At 55.6% G+C, this 20,635-nt stretch carries 17 protein-coding genes; 7 read left to right on the top strand and 10 right to left on the bottom strand.

Annotation, left to right across the window (positions count from 1 at the left end; genetic code table 11):
* Positions 1–51 precede the first annotated feature (51 nt).
* Positions 52–510 carry a methylglyoxal synthase gene (mgsA, locus tag AC1M2H_RS17965; RefSeq protein WP_480148431.1) on the top strand — a complete coding sequence of 153 codons (459 nt, stop codon included), beginning with the start codon at positions 52–54 and terminating at the stop codon, positions 508–510.
* 31 nt (positions 511–541) lie between these two features.
* On the opposite strand, the gene helD is transcribed toward mgsA, so the two are convergent.
* Positions 542–2,596 (bottom strand): DNA helicase IV, encoded by a 2,055-nt coding sequence (gene helD, locus AC1M2H_RS17970; RefSeq protein ID WP_480148432.1) that lies wholly within the window; start codon positions 2,594–2,596, stop codon positions 542–544.
* Between the two features lie 122 nt (positions 2,597–2,718).
* On the opposite strand from helD, the gene AC1M2H_RS17975 reads away from it, so the two are divergent.
* Positions 2,719–3,165, top strand: a complete 447-nt coding sequence (locus AC1M2H_RS17975; protein WP_041144834.1) for a YccF domain-containing protein — start codon at positions 2,719–2,721, stop codon at positions 3,163–3,165.
* Positions 3,166–3,182: 17 nt separating this feature from the next.
* Positions 3,183–5,318 carry a YccS family putative transporter gene (gene yccS, locus AC1M2H_RS17980; protein ID WP_480148433.1) on the top strand — a complete coding sequence of 712 codons (2,136 nt, stop codon included), beginning with the start codon at positions 3,183–3,185 and terminating at the stop codon, positions 5,316–5,318.
* A gap of 13 nt (positions 5,319–5,331) precedes the next feature.
* Here yccS and AC1M2H_RS17985 read toward each other — a convergent pair whose 3' ends face one another.
* Positions 5,332–5,931, bottom strand: coding sequence for a TfoX/Sxy family DNA transformation protein (locus tag AC1M2H_RS17985; RefSeq protein WP_480148434.1), 600 nt, complete (start codon positions 5,929–5,931; stop codon positions 5,332–5,334).
* A gap of 474 nt (positions 5,932–6,405) precedes the next feature.
* Between AC1M2H_RS17985 and sulA the strand changes: the two genes are divergently transcribed.
* Both sulA and ompA read left to right on the top strand, forming a co-directional pair.
* On the top strand, positions 6,406–6,915 hold the full coding sequence (sulA, locus tag AC1M2H_RS17990) for an SOS-induced cell division inhibitor SulA (RefSeq protein ID WP_480148435.1): 510 nt from the start codon (positions 6,406–6,408) through the stop codon (positions 6,913–6,915).
* Between the two features lie 352 nt (positions 6,916–7,267).
* Positions 7,268–8,335 (top strand): porin OmpA, encoded by a 1,068-nt coding sequence (ompA, locus tag AC1M2H_RS17995; protein WP_480148436.1) that lies wholly within the window; start codon positions 7,268–7,270, stop codon positions 8,333–8,335.
* Between the two features lie 109 nt (positions 8,336–8,444).
* Here the strand turns inward: ompA and matP are convergent, their stop codons facing one another.
* The gene (matP, locus tag AC1M2H_RS18000; protein WP_095095789.1) at positions 8,445–8,897 is read right to left on the bottom strand and encodes a macrodomain Ter protein MatP; all 453 of its coding nucleotides are present in this window, start codon (positions 8,895–8,897) and stop codon (positions 8,445–8,447) included.
* A 185-nt stretch (positions 8,898–9,082) separates the two neighbouring features.
* Between matP and AC1M2H_RS18005 the strand changes: the two genes are divergently transcribed.
* Together AC1M2H_RS18005 and fabA are read left to right on the top strand one after the other, a co-directional pair.
* Complete coding sequence (locus AC1M2H_RS18005; RefSeq protein ID WP_480148437.1) at positions 9,083–10,840, top strand: AAA family ATPase; 1,758 nt, start codon at positions 9,083–9,085, stop codon at positions 10,838–10,840.
* 69 nt (positions 10,841–10,909) lie between these two features.
* Positions 10,910–11,428 (top strand): bifunctional 3-hydroxydecanoyl-ACP dehydratase/trans-2-decenoyl-ACP isomerase, encoded by a 519-nt coding sequence (fabA, locus tag AC1M2H_RS18010; RefSeq protein ID WP_480148438.1) that lies wholly within the window; start codon positions 10,910–10,912, stop codon positions 11,426–11,428.
* Between the two features lie 64 nt (positions 11,429–11,492).
* Here fabA and rmf read toward each other — a convergent pair whose 3' ends face one another.
* From rmf to rlmKL, 7 genes are all read right to left on the bottom strand, one after another.
* Positions 11,493–11,660, bottom strand: a complete 168-nt coding sequence (gene rmf, locus AC1M2H_RS18015) for a ribosome modulation factor (RefSeq protein ID WP_004871568.1) — start codon at positions 11,658–11,660, stop codon at positions 11,493–11,495.
* Between the two features lie 159 nt (positions 11,661–11,819).
* Positions 11,820–13,006 (bottom strand): IS3 family transposase gene (locus AC1M2H_RS18020; RefSeq protein ID WP_480151836.1). Its coding sequence is split into 2 segments (ribosomal slippage): positions 11,820–12,730 and positions 12,730–13,006, totalling 1,188 coding nucleotides; the frame shifts between segments, so codons are not numbered across the junction.
* 123 nt (positions 13,007–13,129) lie between these two features.
* On the bottom strand, positions 13,130–13,693 hold the full coding sequence (pqiC, locus tag AC1M2H_RS18025) for a membrane integrity-associated transporter subunit PqiC (RefSeq protein ID WP_480148439.1): 564 nt from the start codon (positions 13,691–13,693) through the stop codon (positions 13,130–13,132).
* Positions 13,693–15,330: an intermembrane transport protein PqiB gene (pqiB, locus tag AC1M2H_RS18030; RefSeq protein ID WP_480148440.1), complete on the bottom strand. Its 1,638-nt coding sequence runs from the start codon at positions 15,328–15,330 to the stop codon at positions 13,693–13,695. The genes pqiC and pqiB overlap by 1 nt, the downstream gene beginning before the upstream one ends.
* Complete coding sequence (pqiA, locus tag AC1M2H_RS18035) at positions 15,320–16,588, bottom strand: membrane integrity-associated transporter subunit PqiA (protein ID WP_480148441.1); 1,269 nt, start codon at positions 16,586–16,588, stop codon at positions 15,320–15,322. Before pqiA ends, pqiB begins: the two co-directional genes overlap by 11 nt.
* 14 nt (positions 16,589–16,602) lie before the next feature.
* Positions 16,603–18,510, bottom strand: a complete 1,908-nt coding sequence (locus AC1M2H_RS18040) for an ABC transporter ATP-binding protein (protein WP_480148442.1) — start codon at positions 18,508–18,510, stop codon at positions 16,603–16,605.
* A gap of 12 nt (positions 18,511–18,522) precedes the next feature.
* The gene (gene rlmKL, locus AC1M2H_RS18045; protein WP_480148443.1) at positions 18,523–20,628 is read right to left on the bottom strand and encodes a bifunctional 23S rRNA (guanine(2069)-N(7))-methyltransferase RlmK/23S rRNA (guanine(2445)-N(2))-methyltransferase RlmL; all 2,106 of its coding nucleotides are present in this window, start codon (positions 20,626–20,628) and stop codon (positions 18,523–18,525) included.
* Positions 20,629–20,635: the final 7 nt, after the last annotated feature.

The following is a 20,635-nucleotide window of genomic DNA, read 5'->3' on the forward strand; positions in this document are numbered from 1 at the left end:
CAGCAGTCACTTCCAGTAATCTGTCTGCAGACTAAAATGTGGAATAAAACTATGGAACTGACGACACGTACGCTGCCCGCGCGCAAACATATCGCCCTGGTTGCTCACGATCACTGCAAAGATATGCTGATGAAGTGGGTTGCTCGCCACCAGACGCTGCTGACGCAACACGAACTCTACGCAACGGGTACTACCGGCAACCTCATCTCCCGGGCAACCGGACTTGAAGTTAACGCGATGCTTAGCGGCCCGATGGGCGGCGACCAGCAGGTCGGCGCGCTAATTGCGGAAGGGAAAATTGATGTGCTGATTTTCTTCTGGGATCCGCTCAACGCCGTGCCTCACGACCCGGACGTTAAGGCGCTGCTGCGCCTGGCGACGGTATGGAATATTCCCGTCGCCACCAACGCCTCAACCGCCGACTTTATTATCCTGTCGCCAAACTTTGGCGAGCCTCTTGATATTCTGATCCCGGATTATCAACGTTACCTGGCGGAACGTCTTAAGTAGCCTCTGCGGCTGGCGGCCCGGCCGCCAGCCGTTACGGTTTTCTCGCGACCGGCACATCCAGCGCTTCCAGCATCTCCACAAAGGCCGACGGTCGTTCCCTGCTGAACAATAGCCAGACGCGAAGACGCGCACGAGTGATGGCAACGTAGAGCAGGCGCCGCTCTTCTGCATCGGGAAAATCCTCCGGCTGCGGCAGTAACGCCTCTTCCATGATCGACTCTCGCGCCGGAGCCGGGAACGCATCATCGCCATCCTGAAGCCCAAGAATAATGACGAAATCCGCCTGCTGCCCTTTACTGGCGTGAATCGTCATAAAATCGAGCTGCAGATTCGGCCATCGCGTTGCGGCCTTCTCCAGCGCGGCGGGTTTCAGATGGTGATAGCGCGCCAACAGCAGGATCCGCTGATCCGCTTTCACATAGCCGCTCAGCTTATCGAGCAAATCATCAAGCTTATCGTCCGCCAGCAGCGTGACGGCTTTTTTATCCCCGGCGGTCAGGCTATTGAGCGGTTTGCTCAGCTGGTGCGGGTTTTGTTGAATAAAGCCGTTCGCCACTTCGCCAATGCGGCCATTAAAGCGATATGTGGTATCCAGCGCGCAGCAATCCCCTTCACCAAAATAGTGGTTGAACGCGGTCGTCAGCGAAAGCTGGGCGCCGCTGAAGCGATAGATTGCCTGCCAGTCGTCGCCGACCGCAAATAGCGTGGTCTGGGCATTCTGCCGGCGCAGCGCGGCCAGCAGCGAGGCCCGCTGCGGTGAAATATCCTGGAATTCATCAACCAGAATATGCTTCCACGGGCTGACAAAACGTCCCTTATCAAGAATATTGATGGCCTGATGGATCAGGCCGGAGAAATCGACCGCGTTTTCCTCTTTCAGCGCCGTTTTCCACGCCTTCAGCAGCGGGGCCATTAATTTGACGCGCTTAGCAAAAAGCTCGCGTATCTCCTCCGGCGCGTCGGCAATCATTTCTGCCTGCGAGCCGCCGTGCATGCGCATTAGGCTGACCCAGCGATCGAGACGGCTCGCCATTCGCCGCGCTATTTTCTTATCCTGCCAGAAGCCGCTCTCCGGCACCTCCCAGCCCATCTCGTCTTCCAGCCACTGTCGCCACCCCTTGGCATGCGCCTTTTTCTCCTGACACTGCTGCTGCCAGTTTTTCACCAGCAGCGCCTGACGCGCCTGGCTATCGCTCTCGAGCTGGCTAATAGACGGTACTTTTTTACTGCCCTGCTGAATAATATGCAGAGCCAGGGAATGAAACGTCCGCGCCGAAATATCATCTGAGCCCAGCCGCTCGCGAATGCGCTCATCCATCTCCTGCGCCGCCTGACGACCAAACGCCAGCAGCAGGATCTGCTCAGCCGCCGCTTCGCCTCGTGTGAGCAGCCATCCGGCACGGGCAACCAGCACCGACGTCTTGCCGCTGCCGGCGCCGGCAAGGACCAGCAGAGAACGCTCGCCGTTCACCACCGCTCGCGCCTGCGCCGGGTTCAGCGGCGACGACTCCACGCCCGCAAAAAATGCGCCGTACTGCTCCAGCATCGACGCCGTGAAAGCCTGATTATGGGCAACTCTGGCCGCCTCGGTATCACCCAGCCAGCGCTGGCATTGGCGCCACGGCTCGCGGCAGTTGTCGAAAGCGTCAAGCCGGCTGGTCGGTATCGGCAGCCCGGTGAGCGCCCGGCGAATTTTACCCTGCACTTCGCTGACCTGCTGACGGGTCAACCACTTGCCTTCTGCGCTGGAGCGGGCGATCTCCGCCAGCTGCTGGCTCAGTAGGTCGGCGGCAATGGTGCTCATTTCCGCGCTCCACTGCTGCCATAGCGCATCCAGATGATGAAAGAAACGCTGGGTTTCACTCCATTCGGTACCATGCAAACGCACAACCTTACCGTCCGGTAGTACGAACTCCAGCTCGCCCCAGACCAGCCCGCGCCGACAATGAACTGACAATAACTGATTGAAAGGTATAAGATACTCGTGGCTATCGCCGGAAACCTTCACCCCGGCGTTAAGCAGCTGCACCCTGTCATAGGGATGCTGCGCCATGCGTTTGCCCAATGTTGTCGCTTTAAGTTCCATATCATGCCGAATATCAATCAGGTTGGATGTTTTTAAGTTTAACCGCCAGTGACCGGGTGCTCCAGCGTAAAAAACGTTACAATGGCCGGGTCTTATTATCCACAGGAGTGAACGGAGGGTTTATGCGTACCATTCTGAATATTTTGAACTTTATCCTCGGCGGTTTCGCCACTACGCTGGGCTGGCTGCTGGCGACGCTGGTCAGCATCATTCTGATCTTCACGCTGCCGCTGACCCGCTCATGCTGGGAAATTACCCGACTCTCCCTTCTACCCTATGGCAATGAAGCCATTCACGTCGATGAACTCGAGCCGCAGGGCAAAAACAGCCTGCTGAATGCAGGCGGTACCGTGCTGAATATTTTATGGTTTATTTTCTTCGGCTGGTGGCTGTGCCTGATGCATATCTTTAGCGGCATCGCCCAGTGTCTGACCATTATCGGTATCCCGGTTGGTATCGCCAACTTTAAAATCGCTGCCATTGCGCTGTGGCCCGTGGGACGTCGGGTTGTTTCCGTCGAAACTGCCCGCGCCGCGCGTGAAGCTAACGCGCGCCGCCGTTTCCAGTAATCGAACGGAATACTGACATGCTTAGCCCTCTGCTACGCCGTTATACATGGAACAGCGCCTGGCTCTATAACGCCAGGATTTTCGTCGCACTTTGCGGCACAACCGCCGTTCCATGGTGGCTTGGCGAAGTAAAACTGACTATTCCTTTAACGCTGGGGGTGGTTGCCGCCGCGTTAACCGATCTCGACGATCGCCTGACCGGACGGTTACGCAATCTGGCCATCACCCTGGTGTGCTTTTTTATCGCCTCGGCTTCGGTGGAGCTCCTTTTTCCCTGGCCGTGGCTGTTTGCAATCGGTTTAACCCTCTCTACCACCGGATTTATTTTACTCGGCGGCCTGGGGCAGCGTTACGCCACTATCGCCTTCGGCGCGCTGCTGATCGCTATCTACACCATGCTGGGGGTCACGCTCTACGATCGCTGGTACCTGCAGCCGCTATTTTTGCTGACCGGCGCCGTTTGGTACAACCTGCTGACCCTGGCCGGACATATTATTTTCCCGATTCGCCCGCTTCAGGACAACCTTGCGCGCAGCTATGAGCTGCTGGCGCGCTATCTGGATCTCAAATCGCGCATGTTTGACCCGGATATTGAAGATGAAAGCCAGGCGCCACTCTACGATCTGGCCATCGCGAATGGCCAGCTGGTTACGACGCTCAACCAGACAAAAACGTCGCTGCTCACCCGCCTGCGCGGCGACCGCGGGCAGCGAGGCACCCGAAGGACGCTGCAGTATTACTTCGTGGCCCAGGATATCCACGAGCGCGCCAGCTCATCGCATATTCAGTATCAAACGCTACGCGACCGCTTCCGCTACAGCGATATCATGTTTCGCTTTCAGCGCATGCTGTCGATGCAGGCCCAGGCGTGTCAGAAATTGTCCCGCGCGATTTTGCTGCGCGAACCGTACCAGCATGATGCGCATTTCGAGCGCGCGTTTATGCATCTCGATGCCGCGCTTGATCGCGTGCGTGCCAGCGGAGAGCCGCTGGAGCAAGTTAAAGCGCTGGGCTTCCTGCTGAATAACCTGAGAGCGATTGACGCCCAGCTGGCAACCATCGAGTCCGCTCAGGTCGCCGCACCGGCTCACGGGACGACGGAGAATTTGCTCGCGGAAGAGCGTCTGAGCGGCCTTAGCGATATCTGGCTTCGCTTACGCCGCAACCTGTCACCGGAATCGGCCCTCTTTCGTCATGCGGTGAGAATGTCGCTGGTACTGTGCGCAGGCTATGCGTTTATCCAGTTAACCGGGCTCAATCACGGCTACTGGATCCTGCTAACCAGCCTGTTTGTTTGTCAGCCAAACTATAACGCCACCCGCCACCGCCTGGCCCTGAGGATTATTGGCACCCTGATAGGGGTGGCTGTTGGTCTACCGCTACTGCTGCTGGTGCCCTCGGTCGAAGGCCAGCTGCTGCTGATCGTCCTTACCGGCGTCCTGTTCTTTGCCTTTCGCAATGTACAATATGCCCACGCCACCATGTTCATTACCTTACTGGTGCTGCTGTGCTTTAACCTGCTGGGTGAAGGCTTCGAGGTTGCCCTGCCGCGCATCTTTGACACCCTCATCGGCTGTGCGATTGCCTGGGCTGCGGTCAGCTTTATTTGGCCGGACTGGAAGTTCCGTAACCTGCCGCGGGCTCTGGATCAGGCGATAAACGCCAACTGCCACTACCTCGACGCCATTCTTGAACAGTATCATCAGGGTCGCGATAACCGTCTGGCGTATCGGGTTGCGCGCCGGGATGCCCATAGTCGGGACGGTGAGCTGGCCTCCGTGGTATCAAATTTATCCACGGAGCCACGGGCAAATGCCGACATCCGCGAAACGGCCTTTCGCCTGCTTTGCCTGAATCATACCTTCACCAGCTATATTTCCGCGCTGGGCGCGCATCGTGAACAGCTGACCACGCCGGAGACTTTGGCGCTGTTGGATGACGCGGTCTGCTATGTGGACGATGCGCTGCATCATTCCCCGGCCGATGAACAGCGGGTACAGCAGGCGCTCACCCGCCTGCAGACCCGAATCCAACATCTGGAACCTCGGGCAGATAGCAAAGAGCCGCTGGTGCTCCAGCAAATCAGTCTGCTGTTAGCGCTATTACCGGAAATCTGCCGCCTGCAGCAGCAGGTGGTAGTTCAGCCCGAGTAAACCATGGCCAGGCCTACCGCTGGTTGAGAGCCCACTCCTGCAGCTCCCGGCGCCGCGCCGTCGGGAGCGCAGCGGCGTGAACGCCGGTAATTGCCCCTTCCAGCGAATAGAGAATATTCAGCGTCAGCGCCTTATTCGACTCTCGCAGCTTAAGCCACGCGCGCTGTGCACCAATATGACGTAGCGCCTGCTGATCTATTACGCCCGAGTTAATTAATAGTAGCTCCATATGAAAACTAATATTTGGCAGATCTTTCAACCTGCCGGAATAACGCTGCTGGTTCTTTTCATTTTGCGCGGCCTGCAATGAAAGCGATGATAGTTTGAAAAGCATTTTACTATCACTCCAAAGCGTTTCGTTTATCTGATAATATTTAAGAAAAATTGGCCGCCCGTTTTTGCGCATTTTTAAAAGTGGATTGGCGTGGGCCACGCAATATGCGGCACCCTGCTCGCAAATCTTAAGATAGATTTCCCCCTCGGCAACCATCGCAAATACGGTATCGTCTATTGCCAGGCTATAGCCGCCAAACAAAGGACGACAGATTATTTTCCCCAATGGTAACAAGCACTTCTGAAATTTATGAAAACGTAGGGATGATATCTTTTTCATGATTATTCCTTGGTTAATCATGCGAATACGGAGTTATTTAGTTAACGGATCCGTTAGTTCAGAAAATAAGTGAGTTCCTTTATTGCAGCAAGATGATTTTAACGTTCCACGCAATTAACTCGCCATTTTGCGAGGTGCTTTCAAGAAATTACTCCTGGCCGAAAGTGGATGTATTCAAAATAAAATATAAACAGGGCATTAATTAATAGTTGCACAAATAGTTGGTGTCCCGGGAGAGCAGCGCTAAGCCTGGGGCTACGTAAAAATGCGCGGCCAGGCTCGTGCGGTTTGACCTTTATTGCGCAAAAATTCAGGCGCAGCTTCACTCCGGTGAGAGCCGTTCGTCGCGAGCGCGGCCGATGATGGCCAACAGTGTCGAACAAATTTCACGCGACAGCACGATAAATGAGGTTGATCTTTTCACTGGCTGGATATACTGTACATGCATACAGTAACTACAGGCGGAAATAGACAATGCTTACTTCAGCTTACGCAAATCGTTCATCACTGACTTCTGCTTCAGTACGTCGCCGCTCCCATGACGCCGTCGAACAATCGGCTAGCGGGCTGATTAGCGAGATTGTCTACCGTGAAGATCAGCCAATGATGACTCAGCTGCTGCTGCTTCCTTTATTACAGCAGCTGGGCCAGCAATCCCGCTGGCAGCTCTGGCTCACGCCAAAGCAGAAGCTGAGCCGCGAGTGGGTGCAATCCTCCGGCCTGCCGCTGTCGAAAGTCATGCAGATAAACCAGCTCTCTCCGTACAACACGGTAGAATCAATGATCCGCGCCCTGCGCACGGGTAACTATAGCGTAGTAATCGGCTGGCTGGCAGATGAGCTGACTGCCGAAGAACATGAACGGCTGGTCAGCGCCGCGGAAGAAGGTCATGCGATGGGGTTTATCATGAGGCCTGTAGGAAATACAAGCCAGCATGGAAGACAACTAAGTGGGCTAAAAATTCACTCTAATTTGTATCATTAAGCTAAATTAGGATTAATCCTGGAATTTTTTTTGCGCATTCCACAGGCGTACTTTTATAAGGGTTGTTTTGGTGCGGAGGCCTGTCTGATGCGGTCTCGCGGGTTTCGTCGGTGAACGAAAACCCACCATATTTGTTAAATATTGTGTATACAACCCTTTTTTTTCATATGCCTGACGGAGTTCACACTTGTAAGTTTCGAACTAAGTTGTAGACTTTACATCGCCAGGGGTGATCGGCTTACGCTGCATGTATCAGCATAGTTAACAACAAGTCACGCCCCGGGTGAAGGATCTAACCGTGAGGTCTTTTGTACCTTCATGGCGAATTTTGGATGATAATGAGGCGCAGAAAATGAAAAAGACAGCTATCGCGATTGCAGTGGCACTGGCTGGCTTCGCTACCGTAGCGCAGGCCGCACCGAAAGATAACACCTGGTATGCAGGTGGTAAACTGGGCTGGTCCCAGTATCACGATACCGGTTTCTACGGTAACGGTTTCCAGAACAACAATGGCCCGACCCGTAACGATCAGCTGGGTGCTGGTGCGTTCGGTGGCTATCAGGTTAACCCGTACCTCGGTTTCGAAATGGGTTACGACTGGCTGGGACGTATGGCCTATAAAGGCAGCGTTGATAACGGCGCTTTCAAAGCTCAGGGCGTTCAGCTGACCGCTAAACTGGGTTACCCGATCACTGACGATCTGGACATCTACACCCGTCTGGGTGGTATGGTCTGGCGTGCAGATTCGAAAGGTAACTACGGTTCTACCGGTACTTCCCGCAGCGAACACGACACTGGCGTATCTCCGGTATTTGCTGGTGGTATCGAGTGGGCAATGACTCGCGACATCGCTACCCGTCTGGAATACCAGTGGGTTAACAACATCGGTGATGCAGGTACCGTTGGTACACGTCCTGATAACGGCATGCTGAGCGTAGGCGTTTCCTACCGTTTCGGTCAGGAAGAAGCTCCGGTTGTAGCTCCGGCTCCGGCTCCGGCTCCGGAAGTGACTACCAAGCACTTCACCCTGAAGTCTGACGTACTGTTCAACTTCAACAAATCTACTCTGAAACCGGAAGGTCAGCAGGCTCTGGATCAGCTGTACACCCAGCTGAGCAACATGGATCCGAAAGACGGTTCCGCAGTTGTTCTGGGCTACACTGACCGCATCGGTTCTGACGCTTACAACCAGCAGCTGTCTGAGAAACGTGCTCAGTCCGTTGTTGATTACCTGGTTTCTAAAGGTATCCCGGCTGGTAAAATCTCCGCTCGCGGTATGGGCGAATCCAACCCAGTTACTGGCAACACCTGTGACAACGTGAAAGCTCGCGCTGCACTGATCGATTGCCTGGCTCCGGATCGTCGCGTAGAGATCGAAGTTAAAGGTTACAAAGACGTAGTAACTCAGCCGCAGGCTTAAGTTTTACTACCGATAAAAAACCCCGCTAACGCGGGGTTTTTTTTGTCTCGACTTTGGCGTCAACGCGAAAAGCGCTCGTGCACAGCGCCATCAGCCCTGCATCTGCGGGCTACTCTTTACCCAGCAATACCTGCAGGTCGCGCTTCAGACTGGACATCTTGCTGGCATACTTCTCTTTATGCTCAGCGTCCTCAATCAGCTGCACAATAGTTTCCGACAGCGTTTTTCCCCGTCGCTGCGCCAAACCCGCGAGACGCTGCCAGACCACAAACTCCAGATCGATAGACTTTTTACGCGTATGCTGATGTTCGGCATTAAAATGACGCTTGCGGCGCGCGCGGATAGTCTGCTTCATCCGGTTCATTAGCTCCGGATTAATATGCTGCTCAATCCAGGCGTTCACCAGAACCGGTTCATTCTCGAGCGTCAGTAAGACATCGACCGCGGCTTGCGCTGCGCTGGCTTCAATATAGCGGGTAATCAGCTCACCTTCCCTGTGCTTTTTAACCAGGTACTTCCATTTCCAGCCGCTTTCAAGATTTTCCAGTTGTTGATATTTCATTGCGATCTCAATGTGACCGTGTAACTCACTTCAGGATATCAGTTTTTTTTCGATGTGCTGAGAATAAATCATCATTCGTGATATACGTTGCGTCGTTATCGTTAATGCAAACACGATCCTCCGTGTGCTCGGACGCGGCATAAGGTATAATCGCGCGTTTTACATCTCACTAAAAAACAGCGACTTTGACCATTACGAAACTTACCCGAAACGACCTTGCTCCTGATACGGAAAGTTATCAGGCGCTGTTTGCACAAGCTGATTTAGCCCAGCCGGAAGCTTCCCTGTCAGGCGAACTGCAGCCCCGTCTATTCTATGCGTTGGAGCAGCTTCTGGTGACTCCGACCATTTCGCCGTTCATGCTGGTTAAGGCCCCGGAAGAGCCGGAATACCTGCAGTGGTTAGCCGCAGAGACCCGCAGCTTATACCAGCCGGCCGCGCCGCTTTACGGCGTACGCTACCAGGTTAACGGCGGAAACGTCACCCTTTCGCCGGCAAAAAGCGCCGATGATAATTTTGCCAGCACCGCGCCGGTTGAATCAGCCGACTGGATTGAAGCAGAGCAGCTTTTTGGCTGCGTGCGCCAGTTTAACGGCGAAATATCCCTGCAGCCGGGCCTGGTACATCGTAGCAACGGCGGCGTGCTGATTATCGCCCTGCGTGCGTTATTAGCCCAACCGCTGCTGTGGATGCGCCTGAAGAACATCGTTACCCGCCAGCGCTTTGACTGGCTCTCCATCGATGAGTCGCGTCCGCTGCCGGTCAGCATTCCATCGATGCCGCTCAATCTGAAGATTGTTCTGGTCGGCGAGCGCGACTCGCTGGCTGATTTCCAGGATATGGAACCCGAACTCTCTGCCCAGGCAATTTACAGCGAGTATGAAGATAACCTGCAAATCACGGATGGCGACACCCTGAAGCAGTGGTGTCAATGGGTGTGGCAAAACGCCCAGCAGCTTGAGCTGCCCGGGCCGGACGTCGATGCCTGGCCGCCGCTGATTCAGGAAGGCGCACGCTATACCGGCGATCGGGAAACGCTGCCGCTGTGTCCGCTGTGGATTGCCCGTCAGCTGCGCGAAGCCGCCGCTTTCTGCGAAGGCGAGATTATCTCCGCTGAAGAGATGCAGACCATGCTGGCGCGTCGCGAATGGCGCGAAGGCTATCTGGCCGAGCGGATACAGGACGAAATCCTGCAAGAACAGATTTTGATTGAGACCGAAGGCGAATGCATCGGGCAAATCAACGCGCTGTCGGTCATCGAATTCCCCGGACATCCGCGGGCCTTTGGTGAGCCATCGCGTATCAGCTGCGTCGTACATATCGGCGACGGCGAGTTCATTGACGTTGAACGCAAGGCCGAGCTGGGCGGTAATATCCACGCCAAAGGCATGATGATTATGCAGGCGTTCCTGATGTCCGAACTGGAACTCGAGCAGCAGCTCCCCTTCTCCGCATCGCTGACCTTTGAGCAATCCTACAGCGAAGTGGACGGCGATAGCGCCTCCATGGCCGAACTGTGCGCCTTAATCAGCGCGCTGGCCGGCGTGCCCATTAATCAAAGTATCGCCGTCACCGGTTCGGTCGACCAGTTCGGCCGCGTACAGCCGGTAGGCGGGCTTAATGAAAAAATTGAAGGCTTCTTCACCATTTGCCAGCAGCGCGAGCTGACCGGCAAACAGGGGGTCATCATTCCTGCGGCGAATGTTCGCCATCTGAGCCTGGCGCCAGAGCTCCAGCAGGCCGTCGCTGAAGAGAAGTTTTCCATCTGGGCGGTGGAAGACGTTACGGAAGCGCTGCCCATGCTGACCCAGCTGTTGTGGGATGGCGAAGGGCAAACCTTACGGCAAACCATTCAGGAGCGGATTGCGCAGGCGACGCAGCAAGAGAGTCGTCATCGTTTTCCGTGGCCGCTACGCTGGTTAGGTGGTTCAGGTTCTAACTGATCGGACTTGTTCAGCTTACACGTGTTAGCTATCCTGCGTCCCGAACTCAAAATAAGGCTTACTTAAAACATGGTAGATAAACGCGAATCCTATACGAAAGAAGACCTTCTTGCCTCTAGCCGTGGTGAACTGTTTGGCGCAAAAGGCCCGCAGCTGCCCGCGCCGAGTATGCTGATGATGGACCGCGTCATCAAAATGACCGAAACCGGTGGTAACTACGATAAAGGCTATGTCGAAGCTGAGCTCGATATCAACCCGGACCTGTGGTTCTTCGGTTGCCACTTTATCGGCGATCCGGTCATGCCGGGCTGTCTGGGCCTGGACGCAATGTGGCAGCTCGTTGGCTTCTATCTGGGCTGGCTCGGCGGCGAAGGCAAAGGCCGCGCGCTGGGCGTGGGTGAAGTTAAATTCACCGGCCAGGTGCTGCCGACTGCGAAGAAAGTGACCTATCGTATTCACTTTAAACGCGTTGTTAACCGTCGTCTGATTATGGGCCTGGCGGATGGTGAGGTGCTGGTTGACGATCGTCTGATCTACACCGCAGCCGATCTGAAAGTAGGCCTGTTCCAGGATACTTCTGCGTTCTGATAAGCAGTAACGCTTAAAAAAGGCGAAGCCCCCGCTTGCGGAGGCTTCTTTTTTAAAGAGACAGTCAGGCAGTTTGTACCCTGTCCTCCATGGCTTCTCGCCAGCCTCCTAGCCAGTAGGACCTCTGATTCAGGGTCTGGTAGGGACACATTTCTTTCGATCTTCCGGTTATCCCGGCCTGATATCCACGTTGATGTGCCCGTTCCAGGCGATCTCGTTTTTGTCTCTTCATGCCTCGTTTCCCTCATTCTTTGATCTGGTGGAAAAGAAAACAGTGGTCACTAAATATGCAACCACGGTTAACGAATACCGCGAATCAGGGGTAACGTCAATGCGCAAAATTCACGCCATTGTCATAATTGTGAGCTACAAGAAAGTTCATTTGATCTGGTCAAGTTAAACAGGACACTTTTTTCTCAGCCATCTGTTCATATCGCACTGGCGATAAATACCCATTCGAAGCATGGTTTCTGTCAAGATTGTAATAACGCATATAGTCTGCAACATCACGTTTCATACCTGCCCGCGTCTGCTGCGGGATCAACAGCACCCATTCATGTTTCAAACTGCCCCAAAAACGCTCCATTACCGCGTTATCCCAGCAGGCGCCAACATCTCCCATGCTGCTTCTGAGTCCGTAACTGGTTAACTGCGTTTGGAAGCGCTTGCTGGTATACTGCGCTCCACGATCGGTATGGACGACCAGCCCTGTCGGTGGATTGCGCAGGTTGTAAGCCTGCATGAGAGCCCGGCAAACCAGCGACGATGTCATTCTCTTGTCAATGTGCCAACCGACGATCCGGCGGGAATATAAATCCATGATCGCAGCCAGGTACAACCAGCCTTCACCCGTTTTCAGATACGTAATATCACTCACCCATATCTGGTCCGGTCCGGGAGGATTGAAGTTCTGATTCAACAGATTTGGTGCAAAATCAGCCCCTTTCTTCGGTTTCGTTGTGACCTTCCAGGCACGGCGTTGCCGGCAGAGAAGTCCCTCTTCGCTCATGATTTTTCTAACGCGCCAACGACTTATGGTGACGCCTTCTTCACGGAGCTTTTTAACCAGCGTTCGGCTCCCGGCACTTTCCCGACTGGCAGAGAATAACGCCTTGAGCATCACCCTGACTGCGGTATCTTTCGGCGGGCAGGCTATCGGCTTTTTTCGCCAGGCATACCATGCGGACGGGCTAATGCGCATCACGCGACAAAGCGTCCGTAGCCTGTAATTACCTGCGTTATCGAGGATAAACTGGTATCTCACGACATGTGCTTCGCAAAGAAGGCGCTCGCCTTTTTTAATATTTCCTTCTCAATGCGTAACTCTTTGTTTTCTAGACGTAGCCTTCGGAGTTCAGCTTGTTCATCTTCACTAAGCGGACTTTCATGGCGCTGGCGCGCGGCGGCGACCCAACTGCGCAATGTTTTGGCGCTGATCCCCAAAGAAGTTGCGGCACGCGCAATGGAGTAATTTTGCGTCAGCACCAGGGCCACCGTTTCCTTCTTAAATTCTGGCGTAAACTTTCGCTTCTGATTCACTAAACACCTCCATTTTGGATGTAAGTTTAGTGTCCTGATTATTCGACCACAGCAATTTGTACAAAAACTGTGAACCAGCACAAGTAACAATCTGACGAGACAAATAAAAAAACCGCCGCGGTTTTGCAGACCGCGGCGGCTATTTAGCTTCATTAATTTTACTTATGGCAGGCGATTCAGCTCGTTGGCAATAGCGCTCGCTTCCTGAGTCCAGGCCTGAGCCATCGTTTTCACCATCGCATCATAGCCGTCCTGCTGCTGCTTAAGCTCAATATTAAACGGCCGCTTAATCAGCTGCCCCTGATGCTTCAGCAGCCACTCTCCGCTGACGATAACCCGCCCGTCATACCGGCCATGGAAGCCGTTAACCGAGACGTTAAGCGTATCCTGCTCGTTGCCCAGCGGCTGCGAGGCCACCACCCAGCCGGGCAGCTGATTGCTTAAATTCGCGACCAGGGTCGTGCGCAGCTGCTGATCGAGCGGGCTGGCCCACAGATTATTACTCGCAATCACGTACTGCACGTCGGTGGTCTGGTAGACCACCCCGTTGCCCGCCAGATAGTCCGGGATCGTCACCTGTTCAACCCACAGCAGGTTCTTCCCCTGATGGGTCGCGCTTTGCGCACCGCTTTGGGCAACGGGCAGCTGATAGTAGGTTTTATCCTCTCCGCTGCTGCTGCAGGCCGCCAGCGCGCACACCGCTGCCGCTACTAACCACTTTTTCATTATTTCGCTCCCTTCGGCTGCGGATCTTTTTTACCCTTGGCCTCAAATACCAGCGCATTGCTCTTATCATTGAGCGTTTTTAGTACCGGCTGCAGTTCACGAAGAACCTGATCGAGTCGCTGCATATCCGCAACCATCTTATTGTACGCCGCGGACCCCGGCTGGAAGCCCTGCATACTGCGGTTCAGCTCGCGCAGCGTGTTCTGCATATCGCCAGGCAGCTGCTGCATCGACTGGCTTGAGGTGATCTTATTCAGGCTATCCAGCGTTGCCTGAACGTGCTGCATCGTTTTTTCGCTCTGCGCCAGCGTACTGGTCGCCTGCTCCAGCAGCGGATTAATCGGCAGATTGTTAATCTTATCCAGCGCATCCATCAGGCGCTGCTGAATTTGCGCGAGACCGCCGCTAACCGTTGGAATGATCGGATACGCGCCAAACTCATGCATACTGCCGCGCGGAGGCGCTTTAGGATAGAAGTCGAGATCGATATACAGCGCGCCGGTAATCAGATTGCCCGTTTTCAGCGAACCGCGCAGGCCACGATTGATCAGATCGTCCATATGGGTACGAATATCCGGATCGCTCCCAAGCTGGTTGATTAGTCTTTCCGGCTCAATACGCACCTCAACCGGAATGCGATAATCGTCATTCAGCGGCTGCTGTAGCCCTGGAATGAAGAACGGTACCTTACCGACCGTGCCCAGGCGTATGCCGCGGAACTCTACCGGCGCGCCGGGCTGCAGCCCGCGGATCGAATCTTTAAAGAACATCACGTAGTCGATGTGCTGGGTAAAGACCGAATCCTGAATGCTTTTCTGATCGTCAAACAGATGGTAGCCGGTCTTGTTCGCCACCGGTTCACCCAGATCCAGCCCTTCCGGAATATCAAAGCTCACCCCGCCGCCAAACAGCGTCGACAGCGAGCCCATCTCAACCCGCATCCCGGCGGAAGTCAGATCCACGGCGATACCGCTGTCTTTCCAGAAGCGAACGTTGGTGGTGACCAGCCGATCGTTCGGCGCGTTGATGAACAGCTGATAGGTAATATTGCGCTTTTGCGGATCGAAGGTGCTGGTCTCGACCGACCCGACCCGATAGCCGCGAAAGAGCACCGGATCGCCGGGAGAGAGCTGACCGGCCTTATTGCTTTCCAGCAGGATGCGGATCCCCTTCGCATCCGGCGAGGCCAGCGGCGGAGAGTCCAGCAGCGGATACTGCGCGGCATCCTCCCCTTTCGTTCCGGGCTGAAGCTCAATATAGGCGCCGGATAACAGCGTCCCAAGCCCGCTGATCCCTTCACGCCCTACCTGTGGTTTTACCACCCAAAACACCGAATCCTGGTGCAGCAGCTTCTGCATACCGGCGTTCAGGCGGGCCTTAATCTCTACGTGCGTCAGATCGTCCGTCAGGGTGGCGCTTTCCACCACGCCGACGTCAACGCTGCGGCTTTTAATCCGGGTTTTACCACCCTCAATGCCTTCGGCGTTGGTGGTGATCAGCGTCACCTCCGGCCCCTGATGGCTGTAGTGATAAAACAGAATCCATGCGCCGATTAGCACAGTGACGATGGGGAAGATCCACACTGGTGACCAGTTCTTCACCTTTTGCACTTTTGCTTCTCCGCTATTATTTTCCATGCTGCCGTATTTCCTCATGGCTTGAATCTGGTTCACGGTCCCACAACAAACGAGGGTCGAACATCAGCGCTGAAAACATGGTCATCACAACCACCAGCGCAAACATCACCGCCCCTATCGCAGGATAGATATTCATCAACCCTCCCATGCGCACCAGCGCCGAGAGTACAGCGATGACAAAAACATCAATCATTGACCAGCGGCCAACAAACTCCACTACTTCATAAATCAGATGCATGCGTTCTGAATCACGCGAGCCGTTGCCGTTGGCGTTCCAGCACAGCCAGCCAATCGCGATCATTTTCAGCGTCGGCACCATAATACTGGCGATGAATATCACCAGCGCCACCGGATACGATCCTTCGCTCCATAGCAGGATCACCCCGGCCATGATCGTCGACGGCATTTTGTCGCCCAGCAGGTCGGTTATCATAATCGGCATGATATTGGCGGGGAGATAGAGCAGACACGAGGTGATCAGCAGGGCCAGCGTCCATTGCAGGCTGTGCTTACGCCGTGCCGTTCCTTTCGTCTGACAGCGCGGGCATACCGTTGCCTCGGCGGGCAATATGGCCGTACAGCAGGAACACGAGCGCAGCCCCTGGCGAATACCCGCGACGCCAACCTTCAGCGGCTGACTAACCGCGGGCATTGGCGCGATATCGTCCCACAGCCAGCGTCGGTCCACGCACTGCAGCGCGCGCAGCTGCAGCAGGCAGAACATACACCAGGGGAAAAAGCTCAGACCAACGCCAATATCGCCGTAGGCCATCAGCTTCACGAAGCTCACCAGCACCCCGGCGAGAAAGATTTCCGCCATCCCCCAGCTTTTGAGATGGAACAGGATCCTCGCGAGGAAAGTCTTCAGCGCCGCGGGCATCCGCACGCGGTTGACCAGCAGCAGAATGGTTATCAGGCAAAAGGCCGGAACCAGCTGCACAAAAAGGAGAAAGAAGGTGCCGAGGCTGGCGTAATCCTCGCTAAACAGCACGTTGGGGATCTCCAGCAGCTCAATTTCACTGTTGAGCCCCCCCACCTTCATGTAGACAAAGGGAAACAGGTTTGCCAGCAGCAGCATAAACAACGCGACCAGCGCATAGGCTGTGGGACGCTGCCGGGGCGCGTCCCATGAAGTCGTTAAGGTTGTACCGCAGCGCGGACATCCGGCTTTCTGGCGATGCTCCAGCTGGGGCAACGCCACCAGCAGATCACATTGTGGACACAGGATATGCCGCGCAGCATGATGATGATCGCACATGAAAACTCCTCGGCTTATGCGCCGTTTTTTAATCCTTCGAGATATTCCCAGCGCTCAAAGGCCGTTTCCAGGGCCTGTTCCGCTTCGGCCAGCTGCGCCAGCACCTGCTGCGTATGGTCATGCGACTGACCAAAGAAGGAGGCGTCAGCGACCTGATCCTGCAGACTCTGCAGCCGGGCCTCCAGCTCTTCCAGACGCTGCGGCAGCTGCTCCAGCTCGCGCTGCAGGTTATAGCTTAGTTTGCTCGCCGCGCGTTTGACACTTTCCGTTTTCGGCGGCGCTGCTTCAACACTTTTTTTAGCCGCGGGCTGTTTTTGCGCCAACGACTGCGACTGCTGTCCGCGCGCGTCGTGGTAGCCGCCAACGTACTGACCGATGCGCCCTTCGCCTTCGAAGATCCAGCATTCGGTGACGGTGTTATCGACGAACTGACGATCGTGACTGACCAGCATCACGCTGCCCTGGTAGCCGTCGATAAGCTCTTCCAGCAGCTCGAGGGTTTCGACATCCAGGTCGTTGGTCGGTTCATCGAGAATCAGCAAATTGCTGGGCTTCAGGAACAGACGCGCCAGCAGCAGACGGTTACGCTCCCCGCCGGAGAGCGCGCGAACCGGCGTCATCGCCCGCTTCGGATGGAACAGGAAGTCCTGCAGATAGCCCAGCACGTGGCGCGGCTTGCCGTTAACCAGCACCTCCTGCTTACCTTCAGCGAGGTTATCCATCACCGTGCGATCCGGATCCAGCTCGGCGCGGTGCTGATCGAAGTAGGCAACTTCCAGCTTAGTGCCGATGTGAACCCGTCCGCTGTCGGCCTGCAGCTGACCGAGCATCAGCTTCAGCAGCGTGGTTTTGCCGCAGCCGTTAGGACCAATCAGCGCTATTTTGTCGCCGCGCTGAATCTGCGCCGAGAAGTCTTTCACCAGCACTTTACCGCCCACCTGGTAATCAACATTCTCCATCTCAAAGACGATTTTGCCCGAGCGCGCGGCCTCTTCTACCTGCATCTTCGCGCTGCCCATTACTTCGCGGCGCTCGCCGCGCTCGCGACGCATCGCCTTCAGGGCACGCACGCGGCCTTCGTTGCGGGTACGGCGCGCCTTGATCCCCTGACGGATCCAGACCTCTTCCTGCGCCAGCTTGCGATCGAACTCCGCGTTCTGCAGCTCTTCAACGCGCAGCGCTTCTTCTTTTTCCAGCAAATACTGATCGTAGTTACCCGGATAGGTCACCAGCTTGCCGCGATCGAGATCGACGATCCGCGTGGCCATATTGCGAATAAATGAACGGTCGTGCGAAATGAAAATAATGGTGCCTTTGAAGGTCTTCAGGAAGCCTTCCAGCCAGTCGATGGTTTCGATATCGAGGTGGTTAGTTGGTTCATCCAGCAGCAGCACGCGCGGGCCGCTGACCAGCGCGCGGCCCAGCGCCGCTTTACGCAGCCAGCCGCCGGACAACGAAGCCAGCTCGGCGTTAGCATCAAGGCCCAGCTGCTCCAGCACTTCATTAATGCGGTTGTCCAGCTGCCACAGGCCGAGGTTATCCAGCAGATCCTGCAGACGCGCCAGCTCGTTTAAATTTTTGTTGCTCGGATCGGTCATCACCAGACGCGAAACGTCGTGATAGCCTTTGAGATACGCCGCCTGCTCTTCGATGCCTTCGGCAACGAAGTCGTACACGGTGCCGGCAATATTGCGCGGCGGATCCTGCTGCAGACGCGCCACAACCAGATCCTGTTCATAAATAATGCGCCCGTCGTCCAGACCCTGCTCGCGGTTGAGGATCTTCATCAGGGTGGATTTGCCCGCGCCGTTACGCCCAACCAGGCACACACGCTCGTTATCTTCGATATGCAACTCGGCGTTATCCAGCAGCGGAGAGTCGCTGAAGGAGAGCCAGGCACCATGCATACTAATCAATGACATTCTTTATTCCTTTCAAGCTGCGGTAATCAGCCAGCAGTTGTGAATCTGACGGTTACGGGCAAAATCCTGAGACTGCGTTTTTTGCGTAATTTCTTGCGCCTTCAGCCCAAGCTGCGCCAGCCCGTCATGATCCATACGGAAACCGCGTTTATTGTTCGAGAACATAATCGTGCCGCCTTTACGCAGCAGACGTTTAAGATCGGTCAGCAGGCGCAGGTGATCGCTCTGTACGTCGAAGGCCTCTTCCATCCGCTTCGAGTTAGAAAACGTCGGCGGATCGATAAAGATCAGGTCAAACTGTTCGGTGCTCTCGCGCAGCCAGCCCAGCACGTCGGCCTGCATCAGGCGGTGCGATCGGCCGGTTAAGCCGTTGAGGCGCAGGTTTCGCTCGGCCCACTCGAGGTAAGTGCGCGACATATCGACGGTGGTCGTCGAGCGCGCGCCGCCGAGACCGGCATGGACGCTGGCGCTGCCGGTGTAGGAGAAGAGGTTAAGGAAATCTTTGCCTTTGCTCATCTCACCCAGCATGCGCCGCGCGATGCGGTGGTCGAGGAACAGACCGGTATCGAGATAGTCGGTCAGGTTGACCCACAGACGGGCGTTGTACTCCTGCACCTCGATAAAGTCGCCTTTTTCAGCCATTTTCTGGTACTGGTTTTTGCCTTTCTGCCGTTCGCGGGTTTTCAGCACCAGCTTATTCGGCGCGATACCTAATACCGAAATCGTCGCCGCGATAATATCGAACAGACGCTGGCGGGCCTTATGCGCATCGACGGTTTTCGGCGGCGCGTACTCCTGCACCACCACCCACTCGCCGTAGCGGTCGATAGCGACGTTATATTCCGGGAGATCGGCATCATACAGACGGTAGCACTCAATACCTTCCTGGCGCGCCCATTTCTCAAATTTCTTCAGGTTTTTACGCAGACGGTTGGCGAAATCTTCGGCCAGCGATACCGCCTTGCCGCCTTCGTTTTCGGCAATGTGGTAGTTTTTCTGCACGCAGTCCAGCGGGCCGTTTTTAGCCTTAAACTGCTTGTCCGCCCGCAGCTGCAGGCAGCTCAGCAGATCCGGCGAAGCGCTGAACAGCGACAGGTTCCAGCCGCCGAACTGGCTTTTCATCGTCCGGCCAAGCAGGCTGTGCAGGGCAATCAGCGCCGGCTCGCTCTCCAGACGCTCGCCGTACGGCGGGTTGCTAATCACCGTTCCGTACGGGCCTTTCGGCAGCGGGTTGCTCAGTTGAGCAACGTCTTTCGCTTCAAACGTAATCAGCTCACCGACGCCCGCGCGGCGGGCGTTGCTGCGCGCGCGCTCAATAACCCGCGCGTCGACGTCGGAGCCGTAGAAGCGCGACTCATAGGCCGCCAGCCCTTTGCGGGCGCGGGTCTGGGCTTCGGCCTTCACCTCTTTCCAGACCGCGTCATCGTGCTGAAGCCAGCCGCTGAAGCCCCAGTGACCGCGATGCAGGCCCGGCGCGCGGTCGGTAGCCAGCATCGCGGCTTCGATCAGCAGCGTACCGGAACCGCACAGCGGATCGAGCAGCGGCGTTCCCGGCACCCAGCCGGAACGCATGACGATCGCCGAGGCGAGGGTCTCTTTAATTGGCGCCATACCGGTACCGTCACGGTAGCCGCGCAGATGCAGGCCTTCGCCGCTCAGATCTAAAGAGATATGCGCCGTCTCTTTGTTCAGCCAGACGTTGATTCGCAGATCGGGATTTTCGCGATCGACATTCGGCCGCGGCAGGTTTTTACGCGTAAAGCTGTCGACGATGGCGTCTTTTACCTTCAGCGCACCGTACTGGCTGTTACGAATCTCTTCGTTCAGCCCGCTAAAGTGTACGGCGAAGGTGGCGTCAGGGGTGAAAATCTCCGTCCAGGGAATGGCCTGTACCCCGAGGTAAAGGTCCAAATCGCTATACACGCTACACTGGCCTAACGGCATCATGATGCGTGAGGCCAGCCGGCTCCACATCAGGCTTTGATACAGCAGGCGCGTATCTCCCTGAAAATGGACCCCGCCCTGGACTACCTGGCACTCCGCTGCGCCAAGTGATTCCAGTTCAGTTTTTAACAGCTCTTCAAGCCCACGAGCCGTACTGGCAAACAGAGAATTCATATCGTCA

Source organism: Klebsiella sp. F11, from assembly GCF_056712265.1.

Coding starts and splice junctions, on each gene's coding strand:
- rmf (WP_004871568.1), bottom strand. CDS start 11,660: ATGAAGAGACAAAAACGAGATCGCCTGGAACGGGCACATCAACGTGGA.
- AC1M2H_RS18040 (WP_480148442.1), bottom strand. CDS start 18,510: ATGTCATTGATTAGTATGCATGGTGCCTGGCTCTCCTTCAGCGACTCT.
- yccS (WP_480148433.1), top strand. CDS start 3,183: ATGCTTAGCCCTCTGCTACGCCGTTATACATGGAACAGCGCCTGGCTC.
- pqiC (WP_480148439.1), bottom strand. CDS start 13,693: ATGAAAAAGTGGTTAGTAGCGGCAGCGGTGTGCGCGCTGGCGGCCTGC.
- sulA (WP_480148435.1), top strand. CDS start 6,406: ATGCTTACTTCAGCTTACGCAAATCGTTCATCACTGACTTCTGCTTCA.
- fabA (WP_480148438.1), top strand. CDS start 10,910: ATGGTAGATAAACGCGAATCCTATACGAAAGAAGACCTTCTTGCCTCT.
- AC1M2H_RS17985 (WP_480148434.1), bottom strand. CDS start 5,931: ATGAAAAAGATATCATCCCTACGTTTTCATAAATTTCAGAAGTGCTTG.
- AC1M2H_RS17975 (WP_041144834.1), top strand. CDS start 2,719: ATGCGTACCATTCTGAATATTTTGAACTTTATCCTCGGCGGTTTCGCC.
- rlmKL (WP_480148443.1), bottom strand. CDS start 20,628: ATGAATTCTCTGTTTGCCAGTACGGCTCGTGGGCTTGAAGAGCTGTTA.
- pqiB (WP_480148440.1), bottom strand. CDS start 15,330: ATGGAAAATAATAGCGGAGAAGCAAAAGTGCAAAAGGTGAAGAACTGG.
- matP (WP_095095789.1), bottom strand. CDS start 8,897: ATGAAATATCAACAACTGGAAAATCTTGAAAGCGGCTGGAAATGGAAG.
- mgsA (WP_480148431.1), top strand. CDS start 52: ATGGAACTGACGACACGTACGCTGCCCGCGCGCAAACATATCGCCCTG.
- ompA (WP_480148436.1), top strand. CDS start 7,268: ATGAAAAAGACAGCTATCGCGATTGCAGTGGCACTGGCTGGCTTCGCT.
- pqiA (WP_480148441.1), bottom strand. CDS start 16,588: ATGTGCGATCATCATCATGCTGCGCGGCATATCCTGTGTCCACAATGT.
- helD (WP_480148432.1), bottom strand. CDS start 2,596: ATGGAACTTAAAGCGACAACATTGGGCAAACGCATGGCGCAGCATCCC.